This window comes from Bordetella flabilis (assembly GCF_001676725.1).
Lineage (GTDB): Bacteria > Pseudomonadota > Gammaproteobacteria > Burkholderiales > Burkholderiaceae_B > Bordetella_C > Bordetella_C flabilis.
In genome coordinates, this window is the sequence record NZ_CP016172.1 from 3,832,275 (window position 1) to 3,857,576 (window position 25,302).

A 25,302-nucleotide genomic window follows, 5' to 3' on the forward strand; every position below is an offset into this window, starting at 1 on the left:
TACGGCTGCCGCACGGGCCGCCCGTCAACGATCGTCGAGCAAAAACAGCCGCCAACCCATGTCCCTATTGCGCCAACTGGTTGTCAGCGTCGTCGCGGCCACCGCGCTGCTGTTCATCGCCTTGCAGGCCTTGAGCATCGATACGGCGCGCCGCTACCTGCGTGAGGAATTGCAGGCGCGGGGTGAAGGGACTGCGGCGGCGCTCGCAACCGTATATGCGCACGATCCCACGCCCAGCGAGACCCGATGGCGTGCCGTCGCGCACGAGCTCTACGCCGGCGACGCCTATCGCCTGGTCAAGGTGGAAGGCGGCATCCCGTTCGAATACCGCCGCGAGCCGGGATCGAATCGCGCCCCCGCCTGGTTCGGCGAACTGCTTTCGCTGGTCCCCGCAGCAGCCACCCGGGGCTTCCGGACCGGACAGGGGGGAAGCGGCACCGTCACCGTCCTGGCCGATGATGCCAAGGCCGTGGAAGCCCTGTGGCGGCAGTCGATCGCGCTGGCAGTGCTGGTCGGGCTGGGGGGCGTGTCATGGTTGCTCTACGTCGGCGCCATGTTGCGCTGGCTGCAGAAGCGGCTGCTCCACGGCATCAGCGTCCAGGTGCGTGCGCTGGCACGCGGCGAAGCCGACCCCCAGGCCCTGCCGCCATGGCGGGAAATGGCGGACGTCGCGAATGCCCTGGTCGAGGCGCGCGAACGGTTTCGCACCACGGCCGAAGAGGCCAACGCCCGGATCGAATCGCTGCAGCTGGAACTCAACCTGGACCCCGTCACCCGACTGCCGAATCGCAAGTACTTCTTCAACGAACTGCGCCGCGCGCTGAACAGCGGTCCCCGCGAGGACGGCGCCGAAGCGGGCTACGTGGTGATGTTCCGGCAACGGGACCTGGCGGCGATCAACCGGCATATGCCGCGCGATTTCACCGACCAGTGGCTGCGCTCCGTGGCATCGCGGCTGGACCAGAAGGTCGGGCGCCGTCATCTGCCCGCCTTCCTGCTCGGACGCCTGAACGGCTCGGATTTCGCACTCCTGCTGCACGGGGTACCGTCGGCGCAGGCCGGCGCGCTGGCCGAGCAATTGCGGCACGAACTGCGCGCGCTGCGCGTATCGCTGGGCGAGCGCAACTGGTGCCGCTGGGCGCTGGCGATGGCGCCTTACGCCGGCGGCGACAACGCCAGCGAACTGCTGGCGCTGCTGGACCACGGGCTCATGCGGGCCGAGAGCAGCGACACCGACGCCATCGTCCACGCGGAGGAACCCGGACGGGCCGAGGCGGCTGGCGAACACCAGTGGCGGGACACGCTGGTCATGGCGCTTGAGCAGCATCGTTTTTCGTTGTCCACACAATATGTGCTGGGCCCGGACGGATCGCTGCTGCGCGACGAAGGGGCGTTGATGCTGCATGACGCCGAAGCGCCGGCTCCCATCCCCGCGCATATCTTCATGCCGGCGGCGATCCGCCTCGGCCTGTCCTCCGAATGCGATATCCAGGCAGTACGGCTGGCGCTGGACTGGCTGGTATCCCACGCCGGCAAACTGGCGCTCGCCGTGGCGGTACCATCCTTGGGCCAGTCGAATTTCCTGCCGCGGCTCGGCCAGATGTTGCAGGACCGGCCGGCCCAGGCGGCCCGCCTGACGCTGGAAATCGAGGCGCGCGGGCTCGTGGACAACTTCGCCAATGTGCGCGGGCTGTGCGAAGTGGTCAGCGACGCCGGCGCACGCGTCGGGGTACGCCGGCTGGCCCAGGACTTCGTCGCGATGACCCGCCTGCACGAGCTGCCCATCGCCTACGTGAAGCTGGATGAGGACTTCGTGGACGGCATCGCGTGCAGCCCGGGCAGCCGCCACCTTGCGGCCTCCGTCCGTGAAACGGCAAAGGCGCTGGGCGTGGAGGTATACGCGGACGGGGCGTCCGATGAACAAACGCGGCGCTTCCTGGACCGCATCGGTATCGTGCCGGTGCACTATTCCACTGAACCCGTCACGGCCTGAGGCCCGGCGCTGCCCCTACGCCATACCGCTATACTTCCGCGCAACCTAACGCCGCCCCTGCGGGCACCGGACGCGCGAGCGTGCCGGATGCCTCCGCTCATTTGCTGCCTGCATGAACCCTGATCTCTGGTATTCCACCGTCACGAGCGGCTTGTTGATGTCTGTCCGCGCCGCTGCAATCGCCATGGCGGTCGCGATCCTGCTCTGCTGCCTGCTCGCATGGCGGCGGCGCAGTGCGGGGTTCACCACCGGCGCAGTCATCCTGCTGCTGGTTTCCCAGGCCCTGCGGTGGGCCCTGCTGCGCGGCGCCCTGGCCGCCTGGGTGGCGGAGGCCGACAAGGCCAACCTATCGGCCGCCGGCCTGGGCCTGGGTGCGTGCGCCGTGGCATGGATGGTTGCACGCGGCTTTCGCATACGCGGCCTGCGCTTGGCAGCCGTGCTGGCGGGACTCGTGGCCTGGGTGCTGGTGGCCGTGTCGGGCGCCGTCGCCGGCCCAGCCGCGGGATTTCCGGCGGCAGGCGAAGCGCTGGCGCGGCTGGCGCGGCTCGATGCCGCCAGCCTGGCGCCCGCCCTGGCGGCGTGCGCCACGGCGGTCGGCGCACTCGGCACCGTCCTGCTGCTTGCCATGGCGGCGCTGTCCAGGCCGGATCCCTTGGGCCGCCGCGCCGCGGCCCGGCATCGCCCCGCCCCGCCCGCCGAAAGCGCGGCCCTGCCCGCCGCATGGACGGCCGGCCAGCGCCAGATCGAAACCCGCCTGGCGACCCTGAACGAAGTAATGGAACAGCAACGGCAGATGAATGCGCTGCTGGCCCACGAGATGCGCGCGCCCGTGGCGACCATCAGCGCCGCCGTGCAGTCGCTGGAAATGGTGCTCGAAGGCAGCGACGAACAGGTAGACAGCCGGCTGCAACGCATCGGGCGCGCCGTGGCGCGCCTCACCGAGCTGATGGACCAGTTGCTGGGGCAGGAAAGCATCTATGACGATGCCGTCGCACCGCAGCAGGCGTCCGTGGACCTGAGCCGACTGGCGGCCGATGTCGTCGCGGCGGTGCAGGCGGACATCGCTCACCGGCTTCAATTGGAAGCGCCCGCGCCCGCTATGGCGTGGTGCGACGGCCCCTTGACCGGGGTGGTGTTGCGCAACCTGGTCCACAATGCGGCGAAATACTCGCCGGCGGACCAGCCCATTGTCATACAGGTCGGGACATTGACCGCACGCGGCGAGCGCAGCGCCTGGATAGCCGTCCAGGACCGCGGGCCGGGGATCGAAAAGGAAGACCAGGACCGCATCTTCGACCCGCACTTCCGTCGCGCGGCACATCGGGAAACGAAGGGCCTGGGCCTGGGGCTATACCTGGTGCGCAAGATCTGCGAACGGCAGGGCGGCACGCTGACCGTCGAAAGCGAACCCGGGCAAGGCGCCCGCTTCACCATCACCCTGCCTATCGCGAAGGTCCGTTGACGTAGCCGGATCCGCTACCGCGCCCTGGTCGCGGCATATGGCCACGGTGCCCCTCAGGCGGCGAACACATAACCCTGGCCGCGCACCGACAGCACAGGAAGTTTCATGCCGCTGGACTGCGCCTTCGCGCGCAGGCGGCTGACCAGCACATCGATGCGCCGGAGTTCGAATTCGCTGGGGTTGGACGGACTGAACAACTCCGACAAGGCTTGCCGGCTGACGACATTGCCGCTGGCGTCGATAAGGGCGTTCAGGAACACCCGTTCCTGGGCACTCAGGTGCAAGGACGAGCCTTCCGGCGATACCAGGATCCAGCCGCCATCCTGCAAGCTCCAGGTCTGGCTCGCCCGTTCGGCCGCGGCGCCTTGCGGCGCCGGGTTGCGCGACAGGCGCATCCGCCGCGCCAGGCTGCGGATGACCGAGCTGAGCTCCAGCAGGTCCACCGGCTTGGTCATGTAGATATCCGCCCCGCCCTCCAGGCCTCGCACGCGATCTTCCAGCGCCGCGCGGCCCGTCAGCATCACGATCCCGACCGGCTGCAGGGCGCGCAACCGGGTTGCGACGGAAAAGCCGTCTTCGCCGCCCTGCACGTTGGCGTCCAGGATGACGACATCGCACGGGTGAGTTTCCATGTAGCGATGGAACTCGGCAGCGCTGCCACACGCGAAATTGACGCGAAAGCCGTAGCCGCCCAAGCCCAGGACGAGCTCTTCACGAAAGTCCGCATCATCCTCTAACAGACCGATACATAGCACACCGTCTGCCACTTGCGTTTGCACGATATATCCCCGGAAATAGGTCCCGCGCTGGCGTTTACAGGACCCGGCCGCTGCGGAAAGGCGTCACGCTGCCTGCGGCAGCGGCGCAATTCTAACATCGGTAACAATGCGAAAGCGGCGCCCCAAACAGCGCAAAAATGAGACTTTCTCTCCCATTTTTACGGTTCCTTCCGCGATCCCAGGATGCACCAAATCTGCACAGATTGCAACAAATCCTACATTCCGCGTGGATAGAACGTGTTCTGGAACGCCAGAGCGTCGCGCGGATGCATCGCTTCAGGAGGAGCAGCTCACTTCAATGTCGCTCGCCCAGTCTGGCGGCAGGCCGGCGTACGCCGCGGAGGCAGGCCGTTCGGTAAAGGGATCGCGCAGCGCCTCGAGCAGTTGCTCGATGACCTGGGCATCTCCCTTTTGCGCCGCCTGGATAGCCTGCTCGGCGAGATGATTGCGCAAGACGTAGAGCGGATTGACGCGATCCATCGCCTCGGCGAGCGTGGCGGCTTCCCGGGGCGCCTGCGCCTGCCGCGCCAGCAGGCTCTCGAGCCAGGCGCGGGCCGCGTCCCGATCGATGTAAAGATCAACGAACGGTTGCGCATCGCCCCGCACGGCGCTGGAAAGCCGGCGGAACGACAAGGTGAAATCCGCCCGCTGTTCGTGCATCAGCGTCAGCAGGCCATCGAGCAAGGCTTCGTCTTCGGGGCGCCAGGCCTCCAGGCCCAGCTTGGCCGCCATGCCACGGTGAAAGGCCTCGGTGAAGATAGCCTCGTATCGATCCAGCACGGCCTTCAGGGCGTCGGCATCCTGCACCACGCTATTGAAGCTCCCGGCCAGGCGATAGAGATTCCAGAGCGCGACCGAAGGCTGCCGGTTCCAGGCGTACCGTCCCTCCGAATCCGAATGATTGCAGACATGGTCGAGCCGGAAACCGTCCATAAACCCATAAGGCCCATAGTCGAGCGTCAGGCCAAGGATGGACATATTGTCGGTGTTCATCACGCCATGGCAGAAGCCCACGCACTGCCAGGCCGCCATCAGGCGCGCGGTGCGCGCGGTGACCGCCTCGAGCAGGCGGATGAGCGGCGCATGGGGCCCATCCGGCTCCCCGGGCGCAGGGCGGCGGCATTCGGGATAGAAGCGGTCGATGATGTAGTCGGCCAGTGTCTGCACCTTGTCCGGCTGCCGGCGGGCCGCCCAGTGCTCGAAGGAGCCGAAGCGTACGAAGCTGGGGGCCATGCGGGTGACGATGGCTGCCGTTTCCACCGTCTCGCGCATGACCGGATCGTCGGAAACCACCAGCGCCAGCGCCCGGGTCGTCGGGATGCCCAGGCCTTGCATGGCTTCGCTGGCCAGGTATTCGCGCACTGACGAACGCAGCACGGCGCGGCCATCGCCCATGCGCGAATAGGGCGTCATCCCGGCGCCCTTGAGCTGCAGTTCCCAGCCGCCATGAGGCCCGTCGACCTCACCCAGCAGGTGGGCCCGTCCGTCGCCCAGCTGCCCCGCCCAGACGCCGAACTGGTGCCCGCTATAGACGGCCGCCAGCGTGTCCCCGCCGGGTAGCGGCGCGCGGCCCGAGAATACTTCGAGGAAGGCGTCGGTATGGAGGGCGTCGGGCGCCAGGCCGATCAGGGCGGCGGCGGCCTCGTTCGCATGCAGCAGGCGAGGGGCGTTCAGGCCCTGGGGCTGCAAACGCGTGTAGAAGGCGGGCGGCAGGCCGGCGAAGGAATTGCTCATGGGCAACTCCGCCAGGCTATGCGCGAGTTGCATTGAGGACGACATACCTGACACGGCTGACATGGAGAGATCCTGGTGGTTGGTGCTGGCGGCGTGTCAGGCCGCGGCGGCTTTGCGGCTGCGCGCGGCTCGCTTGGCGGGCCTGACGTAAAGGATGGCGCAGCAAAAAAACACCAGCGACAACGCAAGTTCCACACCCGCGAGCATGGCGGAATAGGGGTCCAGGTCGGACATGAGCCGCACCGCGCCTTCCATGGCATACAACAGGATCAGCATCGCCGCCCATTGGTATGTATAGAGCCTGCCGCGGACGATGCCACGCAAGGGAAACGCCAGCGGCAGGGCCTTGAGCAGCAGCCACGAGCCGCCAGGACGGAGCGGCGCCAGGACGGTTTCCCACAGCACGCACAATACGGTCAGCGCCAGCAGCGACACGACGCAGGCCCAGCGCAGTTTATTGTTGAGTTCGATATCCATGCTGCTATTATCGCCCCATGAAACCGCCCGTCGATACGGCAGCCGGCGATGCGGCGCCGGAATCACTCTCCGCCCGCGCCTCCTGGGCGAACAGGGTCGCGAAAGTGCTGCGCTTCGCCGCTCACCGAGCTGGCGAAGAGCAGCTCCTTCAAGTCGCTTCCAGCCTCACCTTCACCACCGTCCTCGCGATCGTCCCGATGCTTGCCGTGGTGCTGTCGCTGTTCACCGCCTTTCCGGTCTTCCAGGAATTCCGCATCGCGCTGGAGGATTTCCTGACCCATAGCCTGATGCCCCCCGCGGTATCGGACAACATCATGAATTACCTGAACCAGTTCGCCCGCCAGGCCAGTCGCCTGACCGCGATCGGAGGCGGGCTGCTGCTGATCACGTCGATCCTGCTGATCATGACGATCGACAAAACCTTCAACGACATCTGGCATGTGGCGCGCCAGCGACCGGTGTCGCAGCGTGCCCTGGTGTACTGGGCCGTGCTGACGCTGGGACCCGTGGTGGCCGGCGCGAGCCTGTGGGCGACGTCCTTCCTGGCGCGTGAATCGCTGGGCCTGGTGCGGGACGTGCCGGACGTCGTCGGGTTGGCCGTCTCCTTCATCCCCCTGCTCCTGACCGGGCTCGGTTTCGCCGCGCTGTTCGTCGTGGTCCCCAACCGCCGCGTCGCGTGGCGCGACGCCCTGGCGGGTGGTTTCGGCACCGCTATCGTGCTGGAGCTGATGAAGTCCGCCTTCGCCTACTACCTGACCCGCTTCCCGACCTATACGGTCATCTACGGCGCCTTCGCCACCCTGCCCATCTTCCTGCTATGGATCTATCTGTCCTGGCTGGCGGTGTTGTTTGGCGCCACGGTGGCGGCGAGCCTGCCCATGATCCGCGTGGGCCGCTGGGACATCAACCGCGACCCTGGCGCCGCCTTCGTCGATGCCGTCGAGGTGTTGCGCTGCCTGTATCGCAACATGGGTACGGGCGGGCCCGCGGGCCGCAGCACCAGCCGCCTGGCCGTGGACCTGCACCTGCATCACGACGAGCTCAACGCCGTGCTGGAAGCGCTGGCCGAATTGGGGATGGTCGCCCGCACGCAGGAACAGCGCTGGATACTGGCCTGCGACCCCCGCCGCGCCTCCCTGGGGCCTCTTTTCGACCGTTTCCTCCTGGATCGGAGCCAGAGGCGCGTGCGCGACACCCCGGAGATCCTGCGGCTGGCCCAGGCGATCCTGGCTGCCGGTCCAGCTCCCACGCTGGAAGAACTCATGCAGGAAGCGCACAATACCGGCAATGGCTCGGCGGACATCCTGAAGATCGAGGCCGTCAAAAAATAAGGCTGGGCGCGCACGCGCCCGTGGAGGACATCATGTTGAAAGTCAGCGAAATTCTTCGCGTCAAGGGCGACACCCTGTATACGGCCACCCCGGATACCCCTGTGAAGACGGCCGTCGACACGATGAGCCATCAGGACATCGGGTCGCTGGTCATCATGGAATCCGGGATGCTCACCGGGATGCTCACATTCCGGGAAATCATCAAGCACCTGTGCCGCAACAACGGCGTGCTTGGCGACACCACCGTGCGCGCCATCATGGACGACGCGCCGGTGAGCGTGACGCCCAACACCAGCGCCGAGGAAGTGCAGCGCCTGATGCTGGAAAAACACGCGCGCTATATCCCTGTCATGGACGGCAACATGCTGATGGGCGTGATTTCGTTCTACGACATGGCGCAGGCCATCGTCGCCGCGCAGCGCTTCGAAAACAATATGTTGAAGGCGTATATCCGCGACTGGCCCATGGACGAGGACGCCTCGGCCTCCAACCCCTGAACTGCCGTTTCAGTCCGCCGACGCCCCGGCGGGCTCGGCCTGGCGCGGCGCGTGGCCACGCACGCTGCGCCAGGCGTGGTAGATCAGCCCAGGGTCGTCGGCCTTCAAGGCCGCCGCATCGGACAGCACCCGCCGCCAACGTCGCGCGCCGGCCTGCCCGTTCACCAATCCCAGCAATGGACGCACCAGCACCCGCAGAGGCACGCCCTTGGCGACCTCGCGCGCGGCGTATCGCGTCATGGCGTCGACCACCTGGGCATCGCCCGGCAGCCGCAGGCCGGGCCAAAGCTGTTGCGATACTTCAGACAGCACCCTGGGCGTGTGCCAGGCCGCGCGACCCAGCATGGCGCCGTCAAAGTCCGCGGTGGCCCGCAGGGCCGCTTGCGCGTCGCCCAAGCCGCCGTTCAGAACGATGACGCAATCCGGGAAATCGCGCTTGAGCGCGGCCGCGGCGTCGTAGCGCAAAGGCGGGATCTCGCGATTGTCCTTGGGCGAAAGCCCTTTCAGGACGGCGTTGCGGGCATGCACGATGAAGACGCGGCAACCGGCGTCATACAGCTTGCCGACGAAATCGCGCACGAAGGAATATGACTCGTCGTGGTCGAGACCCAGCCGATGCTTGACCGTGACCGGCACGTCGACGGCGTCGCGCATGGCCTTGATGCAGTCGGCCACCAGGTCGGGCTCGGCCATCAGGCAGGCGCCGAACGCGCCGCGCTGGACCCGCTCTGACGGACAGCCACAGTTCAGATTGATCTCGTCATAGCCCCACCGCTGGCCGAGCCGCGCAGCCTGGGCCAGGGCGTCGGGTTCGCTGCCGCCCAACTGCAGGGCGACGGGATGTTCCGCCGGATCGAAATCCAGATGCCGGGCGACATCGCCATGCAGCAAGGCGCCCGTGGTTATCATCTCGGTGTAGAGGCGCGCGTGCGGCGCCAGCAGCCGATGGAAGTAGCGGCAGTGGCGATCGGTGACATCGATCATCGGGGCGACGCACAGCCGCCAGTCGGAAGAAAGCACGTAAAGAACCAAGGGGCCAGGTGAGAACTCGCACGATTTTAGCCTTTGCGGAGCGGCGGCACCCCCAGGTAGTCTAAAATTGCGCCGCCGTGGCTGCACTACGCCGCCTCACGAGCCCTGCCGGCTGCCCCATAACCCTTGCCATCTCTTCCATGGCCGTATTCACAACCGTCTCCGACGACGACGCGCGCGCCCTTCTGACACACTTCGAGCTCGGTGAGCTGATATCCCTGCGTGGCATTACGGCCGGTATCGAAAACACGAATTACTTCCTGACCACGACGGCAGGCGAATATGTGTTGACCGTCTTCGAGGTTCTGACGCGCGAGCAGCTGCCCTTCTATATCGAGCTGATGCACCTGCTGGCCGAACGTGGCGTTCCGGTGCCGCAGCCGCAGACGGGACACGATGGCGCCCGGCTGGCGGACATGCACGGGAAACCTTGCTCCATCGTCACACGCCTGCCCGGCGGGTACGAGCCGGCGCCCGGCCCGCTTCATTGCAGGTTGACGGGACAGACGCTCGCCCGCGCCCATCTCGCGGCGCGCGATTTTGCCCTACGCCAGCCCAACCTGCGCGGCCTGTCCTGGTGGCGCGAGACCGCGCCCAAGGTGACGCCTTTCCTGGATGCGGCGCAGGCCGGGATGCTGTCGCGAACGCTGGCGGAACAGGAGCGACTCGCGACAGAGCCCATATGGCAGGCCCTGCCCGCAGGACCGGCGCACTGCGACCTGTTCCGCGACAACGTCCTCTTCGCCGGCACCTTCGACGCGCCGCACATGGGCGGATTCATCGATTTCTACTTCGCGGGCTGCGACACCTGGCTGTTCGATGTGGCGGTCAGCATCAATGATTGGTGCATTGTCCGCGAAACCGGCGCAATCGTACCGGAGCTCGCCCAGGCCTGGCTGCAGGCCTACGCCGCTGAGCGCCCCTTCACGCCCGAGGAAAGGCAGGCCTGGCCGGCCATGCTGAGGGCCGCGGCGCTGCGGTTCTGGCTGTCCCGGCTGTATGACTTCTACGTTCCCCGGCCGGCACAGACCCTCAAGCCCCACGACCCCAGGCACTTCGAAAGAGTGTTGCTGGCGCGCCACCGAGAGGCCGCCCCGCCCTTGCCCTGAACCTCCCTGGCCCCATAATCGAAGAATGACACTACTCCTGGCAGCATAGCGAGCCGACGATCATGCAAGCAGCATCTTTACCTGCAACGGCCGGCTGGCAGTGGGCGCGCGATGGATTCCGGCTGTTCTTGCGCCAGCCGTTGGCATTGTTCACCTGGGCGCTCGCCGTCAGCCTTCTGGTTCTATTCGCCACCTTCACGCCGCCCATAGGGCCGCTCTTCTTCGTTGGCCTGATGCCCATCGTCACGCTGATGACCCTGTCGGCCTGCAAGCATATCGACGCAGACCGGACGATGCTGCCGTCGATGTGGCTCAAGCCCTTGCAGAAGCCGGGCATCTTCAAGAAGCTGCTTATCCTCGGTGGGCTGTACGCCGCGCTGTGCATGCTGGCCGGCCTGCTCGCGTTCCTGCCGTTCTCGGCGGAGCTGACGGAAGGCGTGCGTGCGGCCTCCGTCACGAATGACCTGACGCCGTTTCTGGAGGCCATGCGCGTTCCGCTGCTGCTGTTCGGCACGCTGTATGTCATCATCGCTTCCCTGTTCTGGCATGCGCCGGTGCTCATCGCCTGGCATAACGTGCGGCTGGTCCAGGCGCTTTTCTTTTCCGGTATTGCGTGCTGGCGCAATAAATGGGCATTCGCGGTGTATGGCCTGACCTGGGCCGCCGTTTTCCTGGGCATTGACTTCTGCGCCAGCATGCTGGTGGCGATCGGCCTGCCGGCCACGTTGATCAATACCTTGCAGATTCCCGTCAATATCGCCGCGGGCGGCATTCTGTACAGCAGTTTCTATCCCGCCTATACGTCCGTCTTCGATATCAACAACGCCGGCCTCCAGTTCGACAACGGACAGGGCACGCAGGCATAAGGCGACGCGCCAAGGCTGCAGGGCCTTGACTGCCCGGATCGGCCGGTTCCGGCCGTCGAGGAACACCACATCCAGGGGATAGCGCATCCCGAAGCTGTGCACGGCACGGCACGGCCGCAGCCACAGGCCGACCCCTGAGCGGGGCTTGGCGCGAAACAGCAGGCCGCGCAGGCGCCCTTGCCAGGAGCCCACCCGCAGCAGACGAATGCGGCGTTCGGGCATCACTGCGCCACCTGCCAGAATTGCACTGCGATCGGAAAGGCCAGCACGATGAAAGTGCAAGGAAAGATGCAGCCGATCAAGGGGAAAAGCATCTTGACCGGCGCCTGCATGGCCAGTTTCTCGGCATGATGGAAGCGCTCGGCACGCCGACGCTCGGACTGTGCCCGCAGGATGGGGCCGAGGCTCATTCCCAGTGTGTCGGCCTGCGCCAGTGCAACCGTCAGCGCCCGCACCCCGGCGACATTGGCGCGCCGGGACCAGGCTCGCAATGCTTCCCCGCGCGGCATGCCGGCCCGCATGTCTCCCAGTGCGCGCAGCAGTTCGTCGCGCAGGGGGCCGGCCGGCCCTTGCTGCGCCGCCTGCTGCAAAGCCCCTTGCAGATTCAACCCCGCCTCGACACAGAGCGTGGTCATATCGAGAAGGAAAGGCAGCTCGCGCGCCATGCGCGCGGCGCGCCTGCGCACCTCGCCACGCAGCCACAGTCCCGGCGCCGTGGCGGCGCCCAAAGCGCCTGCGATGGCACCGGACATCAGGGTCATACCCTCCACCTGCGGCACCGCGCCAGCCATCATGGCAATGACGCAGACCATGCCGCATACCCCGCATGCCCATTGCGCGGCCACCACGTGCCCTGGCGTAAATCGGCCCGGAAGCCCCGCGCGCAGAATCCGGTCGGCCAGGCGCATCCGGCGACGCCAGGAAAGCAGCGTCGCGGCCATCGGCGCCATGCCTTCCAGCCATGGCCACGCCGCCCGCCATACCGGCGGCAGTGTCCCCGCGACCGGATGCGTCCGGCCCACCGGCCGCAAGGCCGGCCTTAGCACTACCGCGGCACCTATGGCGAAGGTTGCGGCCATGATGATGGCGACCCATTGCATCGATTGCCTCCCGATCCTGTCTTATGCCGGTGGCCCATGCCTTTCTGCGGGGCCCACGGGTTCAAACGTCGATATTCACAATGCGGCGTATCCAGACCACACCGGCTGTCTCCAGCAGCGCCATGACGACCAGCGCCGTCCACCCGGCCGGCGTGTGCCAAAGGGCTGCCATGGATGCAGGATCCAGCCATGTCAAGGTAGCGGCCAGCAACGGCGCCAATGCGCCCACGATCCAACCCTGCAGCCGGCCCTGTGCCGTCAGGGCCCGGATGCGGCCTTGCAACTGAAGACGGGTCAGGAGGACGGCGGCAATGCGTTCGAGCGCTTCGGCCAGGTTGCCGCCCGTATGCGAGGCGACACGCAGCGCGGCCACGACCAGGCCGGTGGCCTCCGTCGGCATGCGGGCTTGCAGATTGAGCAGCGTCGCTTCGAACGACAAACCCAGACGCTGCTCGCGCAGCATCAGCCCGAACTCCTGTGACAAGGGGGCCTCGCATTGCTCGACGAGCTGTCGCAGGGCGCCCGGCAGGCTGGCGCCCGCGCGCAGGCTGGACCCGAGCGCGAGCAACATATCGGGCAATTGCGCATCGAAGCGATGCTGGCGGCGGCGCCGGAGCAATGCGATCAGAATGTGCGGCAGGCGCACAGGAAGCAAGCCGGCGATCAGCGCGGCCGGCACGCTGGCCGTGGCCGCATAGGTCATCGACGCTATCGTCACGCAGCCGGCCAGATTGACCAGCCACAGCTGGCGCGCGTCGACGAAGAGAAAAACCTCTCCCAGCCGAGCCCCAGCCGCGTCGGTATAGACCTGCCTGTAGCGGGACAAAGCGGCGGCCAGCCAGCCATACGCGCTCCAACACGCCACCATAATGCAGCAGGTAGCCGCGATCGCGGCAAGCCATATCACTGCGTTGCTCCTGTGGCCGGCGCCTTGTGCGGCGTGGACGCGAAATGCCTGTTGAACAGGATCGCCGTGGCATCGTTGGTGAACAGCGCTGGATCCAGCGGTCGGCCGGCGTCCCGCCAGCGCTCCGCGAAGGTGGGCATCGTGCTGCAACCGGAGAAACCCCCACCGGCGGCATGGCGGATATAGCGAAAAAGATCATGCGTCTGGATGCGGTCGCCCTCCATGCCGGTGACCTCCGTAATGGCTGTCACGACACGTCGGCCATCCGACATGCGCGCCTGCTGGACGATCAACTGGACGCTGGACGCGATATGTTCCCGCACCGCGGACAGGGGCAGCTCCATGCCGGCCATGAGGATCATGGTTTCGAGCCGCGATAGCGCGTCACGCGGACTATTCGCGTGCAACGTGGTCAGCGACCCCTCGTGTCCGGTGTTCATGGCCGCCAGCATGTCGAAAGCCTCGGGGCCACGGCACTCCCCCACCACGATGCGGTCCGGCCGCATGCGCAAGGCGTTGCGCACCAGGTCTCGAATGGCGATGCGGCCGCGCCCTTCCAGATTCGGCGGGCGAGCTTCCAGTGCGACGACATGGGCGTGCCGCAGCCGCAGCTCGGCGGCGTCTTCGATGGTGATGATGCGCTCTCCCTGCGGAATGGCATTGGACAGGATATTGAGCAACGTCGTCTTGCCGGATCCCGTACCGCCGGACACGACGATGTTCAACCTCTCCCGTACGCAACGGGCGAGGAAGACGGCCATGGCGTCGCTCAGGGAGTCGTGCCGCACCAGGTCGTCCATCGCCAGCGCATGGCGTGGGAACTTGCGTATCGTGAGGCTGGTGCCCTTGAGGGCCACGGGCGCGACCACCGCGTTCACGCGCGAACCATCCTGCAGCCTGGCATCGACCATGGGGCAGCTTTCGTCGATGCGGCGTCCGACTGGGGCCACAATGCGTTCGAGCACGCCCAACACGGCCTGTTCACTGCTGAAAGCCGTGGGATGCCTGGATAGGCAGCCCGCACGTTCCACGTAGATCTCGTCATGGCGGTTGACCATGATCTCGGTGATGGTGCCATCCTCGATCAACGGCGACAGCGGCCCCAGGCCGACCGCCTCGTCCAGGACTTCCCGCATCAGGGACTCGCGGTCCACGGCTTCCGGCAACCGTGTATCAGCCTTGACGATATCGAGGAGCATATCGGCGGCTTCGCGACGCAGCAGCGTGTCGCTCATCTTGGCCACGTCGCGGCGCCGCAGGTCCAGCGCCTCCAGCAATGCAGCATGTAGCCGTTGACGGTGCGGCAGCAACTCAATGGCCGCCTGCACCGCGGCTTGCCCTGCGTACGCGGGCTCCGCCAGCGGGATCGCGGCGGTCCGCGCCGGCGTTTCCATCGCCGGGTACGGCAAGCAGGAACGCGCCGGGATATCAATCGCTGCATCGTGGCGCACCTTGAGCAGACACGGGCCGACAAGCACCTCGTCATCCGGACTCAAGGGTCCATAGCGTGCCACGCGTTTTCCGTTGACCAGCGTGCCGGACAACGTACCCATGTCCTCGATGACTACGTCGGTGCCCGATAGTGTCAGCACGGCATGGTCGCGGCCGACGCGCCAGTGCCGCAAGCGGATGCCGCAGTGGGGGCCGCGACCCAGGACGACAGGCGGAGCGGCCCGCACCATGCGGTGCGTGCCGTCCTCGAAGTGCAACGCTATCTCGAGCACGTATCAATCCTTGAAATCATATTGGTTGGCACCTTGGGACGGGTCCGACGACGCCCACTGCGACCCCGTGCCGAGGTAAGGATCCCAGCCGCGTTGCACGCCTCCGGGCGTGGACATCAGCATGCGCGGCTGCTCCGGAAAGGCGCGCTCCACATGCATGCGCGCCTTCACCGCGGGTTCCCGCATGGCGGCATGATTTTCGGAAACCACGATGGGCGTGACGAAGATCGCCAGCTCGGTTTCCTTGACCTGGTGCCGCCGAGATCCGAACAAGGCGCCCAGCAGTGGGATATGCCGCAATCCCGGCAAGCCGCTGTCCTCCGTGCTTCGCTCCCGGGACAGGAAGCCGCCTATCACAAGCGTATGGCCGGACCGGACGTTGAACTCCGTAGACGCGCGCCGCGTCTTCAGCGCCGGGCCCCCATTGCCGGTCACCGATGCATCCACGTTGCTGGCTTCCACTTCGATGCGTGATCGAACCGTGCCACTGGCGGCAATCGTCGGCGTGATGCGCAGGGAGACACCATAGGGCTTGAACAGCGTGGAGGCATTGCCGTCCTTGTCAACGGTAGCGTACGGCACCTCGCCGCCGGCAAGAAATTCCGCCGTTGAACCGCTGCGCGCCAACAGCTGGGGCTGCGCCAGCACGACGGCCTCACCCGTTTGGGCAAGCAGGTTCAAACGGGATGACAGCAGCATGTTCATGCCCGCGTAGCCGACACCCGGCGCGGCGCGCAGCGGCACGGCCAAGGGAGATTCCCCCGGTCGCTCGGTCAGCCGGCCCGAGGTGGCGGCGTCCAGGGCCCAGCCGGCCGTCAGCCCACCCTGCGTGGCGGCATCCCAGCGCACTCCCAATTCCGTCAGGCGTGAGCGCGGCAACTCCACGACCTGGACATCGAGCAGGACCATGCGGTCCCATCCCACCTTGCCGGTGAAATCCAGGACCTGGGGATAGCGCTCCGCCAGGGCCGCGATACGGCTGCGGTCCGCATCCGAGAGATCATGGCCTTCGATGACGATCTGGTTGCCTATCCTTTCGCCGCGCGCCCCCGGTATGCGCGCCAGCAGCGCGTCCACTTCCGCACGCATGCGTCGTGACTGGGCCGGCGCTACGCGCACGGTGTAGGCGATACGCTTCTTCCCCGCCCATACGTGCAGGGAAGACTCGCCTTCCGCGCGCGCAAAGATAATGACTTCGGCGGAATCGGCTGCGACGGCATGCACGACGGCGCCGTTGCCGACGGCGACACGGGTCACGCCGGGATGAGTCAACACGCGAGTTTCGCCGACCTGCAGCTCCAGCAGGGCGACGCCGGCAGGCGCGGCAGGAACGGAGGCTGAAAAGGTACTGCTCAAGACCAGGATCACGATATGCCATGGGCGCCATGGGCGCCGCAGGTGCCATATATGGTCAGGGCGCCAAAAGTGCCACAGATACTCCAGCCGCCGCCGGGTCCATGGGCCCGAAAAGCACGCACCGTGCATGTGGCTGTTCGCGGCGGCAGAAGGCGGCGATGGCATGTGATTACTCCGGGCCATCACCGCAGCGCCGGCGCGCGCTGGTCAGTCGCGCGCCCCGATCCCGGCGGCAGGCGTCCGGCGCTGACGAGTTCGGCGGGCACCTCCGCCCGGAACAGACCGGCCGCGACGCCGTCGGTGTCATCGGGATCGTGCTGGCCTGCCGCGTCATCGGCAAGGCGATCGCCATACAGTACGGGAATGCGAGCCGGCGGTGCGCCATGGCTGACATCGATGCCGAGCAGGCTCGCCAGGTCGCCGCGTGCCGCCGTGGCGGCCGTTGCCGCATCGCGATGGTGTCGCAGTATGGCCGTAATGCGCCCAGCCTGCCTGGCTGCAACCAGCTTGACGGCATCCTCGGGCCCGGCGTCCAGGGTAATCGTCGAGAAGGACGGCGCCGGGCCTTCTTCGTTGTCGCCATCTCGTCCGGTCGCCAGGACCAGCACACCCTGTAGCAACGGTGCCGTGACGTGGCGGCGCGCATGCTCGAACGAGACGTAGAGATCGAGCAGATCGCCGGGCTGCAACATGCCGGACAGGGAATTGATGTCGTCCACGGGAATCGTGATGGCGCGACGGCCGGCCGGCACACGGGACGACAGCGAGGCCGCACGTTCCTTGGCCAGATGGGCCCGCAGGATGGGATCGCCTCGCCGTACGGGATGCGCCAATACATGGTCCATGTACGCTGCGAAATCTTCAGGCGCCAGCGTATCGCTGGCGACCCATTCACGCGGGATTTCCCGGACGGCGACATGCTCCTCGTCCAGGCGGCCTCCTGGTGCCAGGTCATAGGCCGCGACCAGCCGACTCACCGTCGGCACACGGGACTCGGCTTCCAGTTGTTCGATACGGCCCTGGATGTGTTGCCGTGCCGCCCATGCAGCGAGCAGACCGGCCACGATCGTAACGACCGCCATGAGCCAGCGTTGCGTCGGGATCCAGGCCGGCATATCGCCCTACCCCCTTACGCGAAGCACGGCCGTGACCCCGCTGCCGCCAGTACCGATCGGCGCGATGACCAGGGATAACCGCTGCCGTTCGCGCGACCAGTTTTGATCCGGGTCGCCGATGGACACATCGGCGGCAGGCGCCGGCCGCCAACCCTGGGCGCGCAGATCGCGCCACAGCGTTCTGCGCAGGTGTGCCGGCGGAGCCGCGTGCGTCCACACCTGCTCGAACACGGTATCCCCCGCCACGCGCGATTGCAGCTCGAAGCGCAATTGACCACCCTTCAGTTGCCAGGGGCGTTGCCAGGACTGCGTGGGTGCAGACGCGCCCGACATATCGCCGAGCGGCAATGCGGAAATCGTGCCACGGGTGCGGCCCCACCCGGCATCGAACAACCGCGCCACCCAATGCCTGCCCTGCTCCACCCCGCCAAGTACCGCGCTGCCCGGCACCACCCACATATCGCGCAGCGCAGGCTGCTGTCCGGTAAGCCACGCCGCGACGACCGGTATCGAGCCGGGCGCCTCGAAAACCCATGCGGACAAGGGCCTTCCCTGGATGCGCAGGGCCGTTCCCAGCGCGGCATAGTGACCGCCCGGCGGCAAGGAGGGCGGCACGACATCGGCCGCAGGCGCGCCCGCCGATGCAACGGCGGTACCGGCACCAATGCCCGCCAGCCATGGCTGCGCTGGCAGGCCCAGGGCCAGTACTGTCCATGCCGCGCGCAGCGTGGGGTGCGGTCTGCGGGACATCACGGCCGTCCTCGCCTGCGTGAAGACGGTCGCACCCGGCCAGGAGGCGCGAGGTCGGCCCAGGGCGTCAACCAGTCCAAATCCGGTGCGGGGCGGGACCAGGCGCGGTCCACGCCTTTGAACCTCGACGCGGCCTGCCGCCCGGCCGCCAGGCCCGGTGCGGCGATCCGGCGCCAGGCTTGCGGCGAAGCCGCGATGCGGTCCTGGGCCTGCCTGTCGCTGCCGGCGTGGCCTGCGTCAGCCAATACGGACGTATGCCGACGCATCGCCCATTGCGATGCGTCGGCATAAAGGACCTGTACCGGCATGGTGGCCACCGCCGTGACGATGCCCTTGTCCTCGACATCCAGCTCGTGCCGCAAGGTCCGCACAGGCGTCCCGCCCGGGCCGGGAAAGGCAGGCTGCGCCTCCCGGCGGACGCGTAGCCGGGCCGAAGACGGCGGACGTTCGCCCAGCGCGTATCGAAACGCCTGGACGCGGCTGGCGTGGGCTCCCCCCAGCCCGAGCCATTGCAGGCGCCCTACGGCGACCACGGACACGATCAGCACAGCGAGCAAAGCGAATACCGCAACGGCCTCTACGATGGCGTATCCACGTTGGCGCTCACGGGGCATGGCGAGGCTCCGTCCCGGTTAGGCCGCGGCGTCGCGGCGCCAGACGTGCTTGCCAGTACGGCCGGAACAAGGTGGCCAGCTCGACGGAGCCGTCCTGGCGCGCGACAGGACGGACGAAGTAGGTTTCCGCCGCACTGGTCACACTGACCTGGTCCTCTCGGCGCAGGCCGGCATAAGCCAGGCGGCCCTGCGGCGAAGCGATCGTGCTGCCAGCGTCCGTCGTGGCCAGCAACGGGGCGGGCTGCGCCAGCCGCAGGACAAAACGGGCGGCCCGGCGAACCTGGGAGACCTCGGCATAGGCAGGCTGTCCGCCGCCGCGCCAACGGGTGGCCGCCTGTACCGCATAGGCGTAGGCCAACGGATTCGACACGCCGTTGACGATATCCCAGGAGGTATGCTGCCGCACCCAGCGCCAGAAGTCCTGCCGGGAAAAGTCTGCCGGCGCGTCCATGGCCACGGCGTCGCCATCGCCGCCGCGGCGATCGAAGCGCCCATCGGCCTTGCCCCAGCCCATTGCATATTCGCGGTAGTAGCAGCCGATGTACTTATTGGAACGCAGCTTGTGGAAGGACTGCGTATCGACGGAGCGCCATGTCCCGTCACGGCCCAGCGTGGTGGCCCCGCGCCTGCGCAGTTCATGCCGCCGCTCCGGACACCGGAAACTGACTGGCCAGGCGTTGCGTGCGATGCCATTCCTGGGCGCCAGGAAGCCGTACCGCTCCGTTGCTCCAAGGATCATGGCGCGGAAACCGCCTCGCCCGTTCCCCGCGTATCGCTGAACAAAACCGGGCCATTCATCGGCCAGTACCCTCATCGACAAGCGGTCCCGTTGTCCTTCGCCGTCATGGCGGTCATGGCCATTGCCGGGCGCTTGGAACTCGGGATAGTTGGCCCGCACGACGGCCTGCATGGCGCGCTGGCGGCTAGCCGGCAGATCGGCGATCGTCGCCCGTGTCGCGGCGGCCAGGACCTGATGCACGTGGGCGTCATGACTGGCATACGCGCGTTCGAACTCGTCGACCAGCGCCGCGCCGTCGATGCCAGCGGCGGCGCTGGCATAGGCCTGTCCATGCACCGGCCCGAACAGCATCGCGATCAATGCGGCCGGAGGATTGCCGCGCAACAGCCGTTGCCGCTCCGCCTGCCCGAACTGCGTCCAGGTGGCCAGCGTGACCAGATGCGCCATGGCGACCTGGTGCGCGATCTGCGCCCGGTTGATATAGGCGAGCAGATTGAGCGCGCGGGCCTGCACCAATGCGCCGCTATATGCCGCGGCATCGGCGGTATGCGTCAGGCGGGTACGCGCGGCAATGGTCTGGCCCAGGTTGTACAGCACCACGAGCGACAATGCGCCAAGGGCCGCCAGGCCCAGTGCCAGCGGCAGCGCCTGTCCGCGAGTGCGTTGGCGCGGTGTCATTGTGCCGCGCCGGCATTGCCGGTGAACGATTTGAGCGATTTGGCCTTGGCCTGGGCGGCGGCCTTGTCCGCCGCCGTCTGCGCCGCCCTGGACTGGTCGGCGCCGCTTTCACCGGCAAGCTCCCGGGCCATGGCAGCCGTCTGCGATCGCACGACTTGCCCGAACAATTGGTACACGGCGATGGCGGCCACCGCGACCAGGGCCACCACAATGATGTATTCGGTCATGCCCTGCCCGCGCTGGCGTTTGCGGTCGATGCCCATGGATGTCTCCGTTGAAACGGGGTAGGCATCCAGTGTGCGCGGCCCTCGGCGAGGCGCCAATTCGTACATGCCGAGGTGGATCAGAACATCGCGCGGGGAGTGTGCGCCATCGCCGCCGGTTGACATCAGCCCCCCAGCCCTGCACCGTCGCCAACGCCGGGCGCGCCCGCGGCCCGCGCGACAAATGGCCGACGCCGACGACACAAGAAAAAATAAATGCCGCTCAGGCGCGACACATAAAAAACGCCGCCTCGTGGGGCGGCGTTCGAACCGTCAGTACGACGCGGCGTTCATTTCTCCGCGGCGTTGCTGATGGCATTGCCGGCGCGCTGGATGTCCTTGCCGGCACCGGCAATCGTATTGCATCCTGCCAGCACCATCGCGAAGACTACCAACGTCGTCAGCATCATCTTCGAGCGCATGGATTGCTCTCCTTCGTTTGATGGTGCCGATCCCGGCACCCTGCCGATCACACGATCTGGACGCGCAATTCGCCCAGCCCCGCCACCCCGCCAACCATGAGGTCGTTCTTGACGACCGCGCCCACGCCTTCCGGCGTGCCCGTGAAGATCAGGTCGCCGGGCTGCAATTCGAACAAGCCGGACAAATAGGCAATGCTTTCCGGGATATTCCAGATCAACTCGCTGATATTGCTGTTCTGCTTGCGCGTGCCGTTCACGTCCAGCCAGATGTCCGCCTTCTCCATGATGCCGGTCGCGCTGCGCGGATGAATGGGGCCCAGCGGCGCCGATTGGTCGAAGGCCTTGCCGACTTCCCAGGGACGTCCCTGCTTCTTCGCTTCGCCCTGCAGGTCGCGTCGGGTCATATCCAGGCCCAGCGCATAACCCCAGATATGGTCGTTGGCTTTTTCGACGGGGATGTCCTTGCCGGCCTTGCCGATCGCCACGACCAGCTCCATCTCGTAGTGCAGGTTCGACGTCTTGGAGGGATAAGGCATCTTGCCCGTTTCGCCGTCGCGCACGCTGATGATGGCATCGGCCGGCTTGCAGAAGAAGAACGGATCTTCGCGCCCGGTGAAACCCATTTCCTTCGCGTGTTCGGCGTAGTTGCGCCCAACGCAATAGACGCGGCGAACGGGAAATAACGCGGCACTACCTGCTACCGGGACCGCAACGGCCGCCGGGGGGGGCAAAACATAGTCCATGCTGTTGACCTCGTTGGATACGCGACCGGTCCACCGGCGCTGAAATAATCAAGCGCGAGTGTAATCTTTTCGGTCCGCTTGGGCATCACCGGCGTTTCCCGGTGCCGTTCAGCGAACCGACAGCCGGGAAGGCGCGCAAGCAAACGGGCCGGCAAGCCGGCCCGTTCCGCGTTGGCGCCCAAGCCTCTTATTTCTGGTCCTGGACGTAGCGCTCCACGCTGCGGGTGATTTCCTCGCGCGCGGCATCGACACCCTTCCAGCCCTTTACCTTGACCCACTTGCCCTTTTCCAGGTCCTTGTAGTGCTCGAAGAAATGCTGGATGCGGGCGATGTCCTCGCCTGGGAAATCCTCATACGACTTGATGTTGCGGTACGGCGGATAAAGCTTGTCCACCGGCACGGCCAGCAGCTTGGCGTCGCCGCCCGATTCATCGTCCATTTCCAGCACGCCGAGCGCCCGGCAGCGGATCACCGCGCCGACCTGAATGGGAAACGGCGTGATCACCAGCACATCGGCGGGGTCGCCGTCTTCGGACAAGGTCTGCGGGATGTAGCCGTAGTTGCAGGGGTAGTGCATCGCCGTGAGCATGAAGCGATCGACGAAGACGGCGCCGCTGTCCTTGTCGACCTCGTACTTCACCGGATCGGCGTTCATGGGGATTTCGATGATGACATTGAATTCGTCCGGCAGCTTGGCGCCGGGAGCAACGCGATCGAGACTCATGGTAGGGACCTTCGTGTCAAGGGAGAATCAGGATTTGCCGCGGCGCGGCTCGTCGGATCCGGGACGTGTCGCCGGATCGGCGGTGCCCTGCTTTGCCGGCGTGGTGCTGGTTCCGGATGCGGGCACCGCATCGTCCGCGTCCATGCCGGCAATGGGAATCGGCGCGCTGTCGAAGTAGTCCTCGATATCGACCGGCGCCTCCGCGGGCCGGATCGCTGGCGTGGCGAGGTCGGCCCCCGGCGTTTCGGTTTGCAGTCGCGCATCCGGGTCGAGCACATAATCGGCCGCCGGCGCGTCCAGCGGTATCGGGTCGTGCGGGTGGACATTGACCGGTCCCGGCGCCTCGGCGGCATCCGACAAAAAGCCGCTTTCCGGATCGACGCGCGACGGGTCCGCGTGCGTGTCGGCGGCGGGCAAGGCGCCATCCGTGGCCAGTACGGGCAAGGCCATGCTGGCCGCCGTGGCCAGGCGCCAGTGGCGGACGGCATCGCCCTGCCGGTCCAGGCGGTCATACAGGCTGCCGAGCAGGGCATGCGTGCGCGCATCGGGACGCCGCTCGACACTGCGCAGGAGGTAGCGTTCGGCCTGGCCCCACAACTGGCCTGTCAGGCACAACATGCCCAAGGCGGATAGCACTTCAGGGTCCGTGGGACGCTGATGCAGCCACTTCTCCGCGCGCTCCAGGCGCCGGGGCACCTGGGCCGCCTCGCCGCGCGAATAGGCCGCCACCAGCCGGTGATCGAAACGATGGGCGATCGCCGCTTCGAGTGTCCGTGCGGCTTCGTCGGCCTCGCCGGCCGATTCGAAAGCGGCCGCGCCGGCGAGCGCGATTTCCGGCAGCAGGCGTTCCTCGGCCTTGAGGTCCTTCCAGACCACGCGCCAGCCTTCGCCCTCGATACCGGCACGCAGCCGCGCGGCACCGGCCACGTCGATGATGCGCAAGGCTTCGTCGCGATCCAGTGCGCCGCGGCGGAGCAGTCCGCGCGCCAGGGGGAAGACGCGTTCATGGTTCCCGAGGGCGCGCTCGGCGCGCAGTTGCAGGCGCAGCGTATGCAGATGCCGCGCACCACCGTCCTGCAAGGGGGCCAGCACTTCCAGCGCGCGCTCCGGATGCCCCTGTTCCAGCAGCAGGTCCGCCGTCACGGTGGCCACGGCTTCGCTCAGGCCCGCATCGGTGCCCGCATACTCGCGGGCGCGGTCCAGCATGATGTCGCGGCGGACGAATTCGCCCAGTCCCTGCGCGGCCCGCGCGGCCGACAGCGCAGCCAGCACCCGGCGGTTGCGCGCCTTGGTCTGTTCCAGGAGCTTGGTCAGATCCTTTTCGGCGTGGGCATAGCGGCCTTCCAGCAAACCGATCCAGCCGCGCTCCAGCAGTTCGTGGTCGCGCGCCTGCGCGCGCCGGCCGCGCCAGGCCCGCATGCGCTCCGGAATGGACACCAGCCATGCCAGTACGCGCAAGCCCACATAGATGGCGACGAACAGCCCGATCAGCAGCAACACCGCCAGGGTAAGGGAAACCTCGATGCGATATGGCGACACCAGCAGCAAGACATTGCCGGGATGCGCCCGCAACACCACGGCCACGGCCACGGCCACGGCGGCGAGCAATAACGTCCAGAACCAGGCGCGCATGGTTCAGTCCCGCCCTTGCGACGAACCGGACCCCGCCGCCCGCAGCGCCGCGACGGCGTTCAGGCTGTCCGCAACGTCGGGGACCGCGACCTTGATCTCGGTCTGGGCCAATTCGCGCGCCATGCCGACGGCGGCAAGCGTGTCGGCGGAGCGACGGTCGAAGTACGTGTCCAGGGTGCGCACGACGGTGTCGAGTTCGCTTTTCCAGATATCGGGCTGGCGCATCAGCAGCGCCAACTGTACCGTCAACAGGCGCTGGCGCAGGGTACCGCGCAGTTGGTCGGCCTGCTCCGGGGAAAGCAACAGGGCACTCGGCTCGTCGACACGCTGCACGCGCACGAGGTCTCCGAGTTCACGAACCAGGGCTGCACCGGCACGCTCGGGCCAGGACGCGATCTCGGCGCGCCAGCGCTGCCACCACGCCGCGTCCGCCGGCGGGACTGGCTGCGCCACCGCGGGTGGCGGGGGCACGGGCGCGCCGGCGGCGGCTGGCGTCGCGCCCGAGGGTGCCACTGCGTCGGGCACGAGCAAAGGCGCCTTGCCGACCAGCATTACCAGCCGATCGATGCGTGCGGCTTGCGCGGCGACGTCGATGGTCTTTACGGCGCGCAGGCGATCGAGGTCGCCATTGATGGTCTGCTGCAGGCTGGCGTAACGCGGACGTCCCGCGCGCGCCAAGCGGGACTGCGCTGTTTCCAGGGCGACGATGGCGTTGCTGACGCTGCCGCCCAAACGCAGTTGCTGGTCGGCAATGGTGAGCAGGCGCTCGACATCATTGACCAGCACATCGTCGCTGACATTGTCATTGAAATCCTGCCACGCTTGTTGCAGCGCGGAGTACTGGCTCTGGGCTTCCCGCAGGCTGTTCTCGAGCGCGGCGACGCGCTCGCTTTGCGCCTGGGCCAGCGCAAGTGCCTGGCGTGTATCGGCACGCGTCTGGGCCAGGGCGCTGCTCACGCTGTCCAGCCGGCTGGCGATCTCGCGGCCTGCCGCCAGGAACTGCTGACGCTGCATCCACAAGGCGGCAACGAGAACCAGGGCCAGCAGAACCACGACGACCAGGGTCGCCACCATGGGCGAAGCGCCTCCCGTGCGGCGTGGTCGACTCGATGTGGCGCCTTGCGACGAACCGGCGCCCTTGGCTGGGGATGACTTGGCTCCGGCGGACGCCGGGGTACTGGGATCGGCTGGCTCGACAGCCGGGGCGGTGGCAGGAGTCTTGTCTGTCATGGGGCGATTGTATTCGGTAGCGATG

At 67.0% G+C, this 25,302-nt stretch carries 24 protein-coding genes and 1 pseudogene; 6 read left to right on the forward strand and 19 right to left on the reverse strand.

Annotation, left to right across the window (positions count from 1 at the left end; genetic code table 11):
- Window positions 1-58: 58 nt before the first annotated feature.
- Window positions 59-1,993 (forward strand): bifunctional diguanylate cyclase/phosphodiesterase, encoded by a 1,935-nt coding sequence (locus BAU07_RS16855; RefSeq protein ID WP_066659790.1) that lies wholly within the window; start codon window positions 59-61, stop codon window positions 1,991-1,993.
- A gap of 112 nt (window positions 1,994-2,105) precedes the next feature.
- On the forward strand, window positions 2,106-3,455 hold the full coding sequence (locus BAU07_RS16860) for a sensor histidine kinase (RefSeq protein ID WP_157122278.1): 1,350 nt from the start codon (window positions 2,106-2,108) through the stop codon (window positions 3,453-3,455).
- 53 nt (window positions 3,456-3,508) lie between these two features.
- Here the strand turns inward: BAU07_RS16860 and BAU07_RS16865 are convergent, their stop codons facing one another.
- The 3 genes from BAU07_RS16865 to BAU07_RS16875 all read right to left on the reverse strand — a co-directional run bounded on the left by BAU07_RS16865 (window position 3,509) and on the right by BAU07_RS16875 (window position 6,445).
- On the reverse strand, window positions 3,509-4,234 hold the full coding sequence (locus tag BAU07_RS16865; RefSeq protein WP_415830383.1) for a response regulator transcription factor: 726 nt from the start codon (window positions 4,232-4,234) through the stop codon (window positions 3,509-3,511).
- A gap of 276 nt (window positions 4,235-4,510) precedes the next feature.
- Window positions 4,511-6,001 (reverse strand): protein adenylyltransferase SelO, encoded by a 1,491-nt coding sequence (locus BAU07_RS16870; RefSeq protein ID WP_066659792.1) that lies wholly within the window; start codon window positions 5,999-6,001, stop codon window positions 4,511-4,513.
- A 63-nt stretch (window positions 6,002-6,064) separates the two neighbouring features.
- Complete coding sequence (locus BAU07_RS16875; RefSeq protein WP_066659793.1) at window positions 6,065-6,445, reverse strand: DUF2069 domain-containing protein; 381 nt, start codon at window positions 6,443-6,445, stop codon at window positions 6,065-6,067.
- Between the two features lie 17 nt (window positions 6,446-6,462).
- Here BAU07_RS16875 and BAU07_RS16880 point away from each other — a divergent pair, with 17 nt between their 5' ends.
- Both BAU07_RS16880 and BAU07_RS16885 read left to right on the forward strand, forming a co-directional pair.
- The gene (locus BAU07_RS16880; protein ID WP_066659795.1) at window positions 6,463-7,776 is read left to right on the forward strand and encodes a YihY family inner membrane protein; all 1,314 of its coding nucleotides are present in this window, start codon (window positions 6,463-6,465) and stop codon (window positions 7,774-7,776) included.
- Window positions 7,777-7,808: 32 nt separating this feature from the next.
- A complete protein-coding gene (locus BAU07_RS16885; RefSeq protein ID WP_066659796.1) occupies window positions 7,809-8,273 on the forward strand; it encodes a CBS domain-containing protein in 465 nt (154 codons plus the stop codon).
- Between the two features lie 9 nt (window positions 8,274-8,282).
- On the opposite strand, the gene dusA is transcribed toward BAU07_RS16885, so the two are convergent.
- Window positions 8,283-9,257, reverse strand: coding sequence for a tRNA dihydrouridine(20/20a) synthase DusA (gene dusA / locus BAU07_RS16890; protein WP_066659797.1), 975 nt, complete (start codon window positions 9,255-9,257; stop codon window positions 8,283-8,285).
- 188 nt (window positions 9,258-9,445) lie between these two features.
- Between dusA and BAU07_RS16895 the strand changes: the two genes are divergently transcribed.
- Both BAU07_RS16895 and BAU07_RS27575 read left to right on the forward strand, forming a co-directional pair.
- Window positions 9,446-10,414 carry a homoserine kinase gene (locus tag BAU07_RS16895; RefSeq protein WP_066659799.1) on the forward strand — a complete coding sequence of 323 codons (969 nt, stop codon included), beginning with the start codon at window positions 9,446-9,448 and terminating at the stop codon, window positions 10,412-10,414.
- A gap of 62 nt (window positions 10,415-10,476) precedes the next feature.
- Window positions 10,477-11,280, forward strand: a complete 804-nt coding sequence (locus tag BAU07_RS27575; protein WP_066659802.1) for a BPSS1780 family membrane protein — start codon at window positions 10,477-10,479, stop codon at window positions 11,278-11,280.
- Window positions 11,281-11,289: 9 nt separating this feature from the next.
- Here BAU07_RS27575 and BAU07_RS27810 read toward each other — a convergent pair.
- The 15 genes and pseudogenes from BAU07_RS27810 to BAU07_RS16970 form a co-directional block, all read right to left on the reverse strand.
- Window positions 11,290-11,502, reverse strand: a pseudogene (locus BAU07_RS27810) (DUF192 domain-containing protein); the annotation flags it as partial.
- On the reverse strand, window positions 11,502-12,380 hold the full coding sequence (locus BAU07_RS16905; protein WP_066659804.1) for a type II secretion system F family protein: 879 nt from the start codon (window positions 12,378-12,380) through the stop codon (window positions 11,502-11,504). The pseudogene BAU07_RS27810 and the gene BAU07_RS16905, both read right to left, overlap by 1 nt.
- Before the next feature lie 61 nt (window positions 12,381-12,441).
- Window positions 12,442-13,287 (reverse strand): type II secretion system F family protein, encoded by an 846-nt coding sequence (locus BAU07_RS16910; protein WP_066659808.1) that lies wholly within the window; start codon window positions 13,285-13,287, stop codon window positions 12,442-12,444.
- The gene (locus BAU07_RS16915; protein WP_084026080.1) at window positions 13,284-14,969 is read right to left on the reverse strand and encodes an ATPase, T2SS/T4P/T4SS family; all 1,686 of its coding nucleotides are present in this window, start codon (window positions 14,967-14,969) and stop codon (window positions 13,284-13,286) included. The genes BAU07_RS16910 and BAU07_RS16915 overlap by 4 nt, the downstream gene beginning before the upstream one ends.
- A 45-nt stretch (window positions 14,970-15,014) precedes the next feature.
- Window positions 15,015-16,367 (reverse strand): type II and III secretion system protein family protein, encoded by a 1,353-nt coding sequence (locus BAU07_RS16920; RefSeq protein WP_232338148.1) that lies wholly within the window; start codon window positions 16,365-16,367, stop codon window positions 15,015-15,017.
- Window positions 16,368-16,549: 182 nt separating this feature from the next.
- A complete protein-coding gene (gene cpaB, locus BAU07_RS16925) occupies window positions 16,550-17,449 on the reverse strand; it encodes a Flp pilus assembly protein CpaB (RefSeq protein WP_198168814.1) in 900 nt (299 codons plus the stop codon).
- A 39-nt stretch (window positions 17,450-17,488) separates the two neighbouring features.
- Window positions 17,489-18,232 (reverse strand): hypothetical protein, encoded by a 744-nt coding sequence (locus tag BAU07_RS16930; RefSeq protein ID WP_066659818.1) that lies wholly within the window; start codon window positions 18,230-18,232, stop codon window positions 17,489-17,491.
- Entirely contained in the window at window positions 18,232-18,846 is a 615-nt protein-coding gene (locus tag BAU07_RS16935) for a hypothetical protein (RefSeq protein ID WP_066659822.1), read from the reverse strand. The genes BAU07_RS16930 and BAU07_RS16935 overlap by 1 nt, the downstream gene beginning before the upstream one ends.
- Window positions 18,836-20,263: a pilus assembly protein TadG-related protein gene (locus BAU07_RS16940; protein ID WP_066659825.1), complete on the reverse strand. Its 1,428-nt coding sequence runs from the start codon at window positions 20,261-20,263 to the stop codon at window positions 18,836-18,838. The genes BAU07_RS16935 and BAU07_RS16940 overlap by 11 nt, the downstream gene beginning before the upstream one ends.
- Window positions 20,260-20,526: a hypothetical protein gene (locus tag BAU07_RS16945; RefSeq protein WP_066659828.1), complete on the reverse strand. Its 267-nt coding sequence runs from the start codon at window positions 20,524-20,526 to the stop codon at window positions 20,260-20,262. The genes BAU07_RS16940 and BAU07_RS16945 overlap by 4 nt, the downstream gene beginning before the upstream one ends.
- Before the next feature lie 290 nt (window positions 20,527-20,816).
- A complete protein-coding gene (locus BAU07_RS16950) occupies window positions 20,817-20,936 on the reverse strand; it encodes an entericidin A/B family lipoprotein (RefSeq protein ID WP_415830388.1) in 120 nt (39 codons plus the stop codon).
- Window positions 20,937-20,995: 59 nt separating this feature from the next.
- Entirely contained in the window at window positions 20,996-21,691 is a 696-nt protein-coding gene (locus BAU07_RS16955; RefSeq protein WP_066659836.1) for a fumarylacetoacetate hydrolase family protein, read from the reverse strand.
- A gap of 187 nt (window positions 21,692-21,878) precedes the next feature.
- Window positions 21,879-22,415, reverse strand: a complete 537-nt coding sequence (ppa, locus tag BAU07_RS16960; protein WP_066659839.1) for an inorganic diphosphatase — start codon at window positions 22,413-22,415, stop codon at window positions 21,879-21,881.
- A 27-nt stretch (window positions 22,416-22,442) separates the two neighbouring features.
- On the reverse strand, window positions 22,443-24,047 hold the full coding sequence (locus BAU07_RS16965; RefSeq protein WP_066659841.1) for a heme biosynthesis HemY N-terminal domain-containing protein: 1,605 nt from the start codon (window positions 24,045-24,047) through the stop codon (window positions 22,443-22,445).
- A gap of 3 nt (window positions 24,048-24,050) precedes the next feature.
- Window positions 24,051-25,277, reverse strand: coding sequence for a uroporphyrinogen-III C-methyltransferase (locus BAU07_RS16970; RefSeq protein ID WP_066659844.1), 1,227 nt, complete (start codon window positions 25,275-25,277; stop codon window positions 24,051-24,053).
- Window positions 25,278-25,302 lie beyond the last annotated feature (25 nt).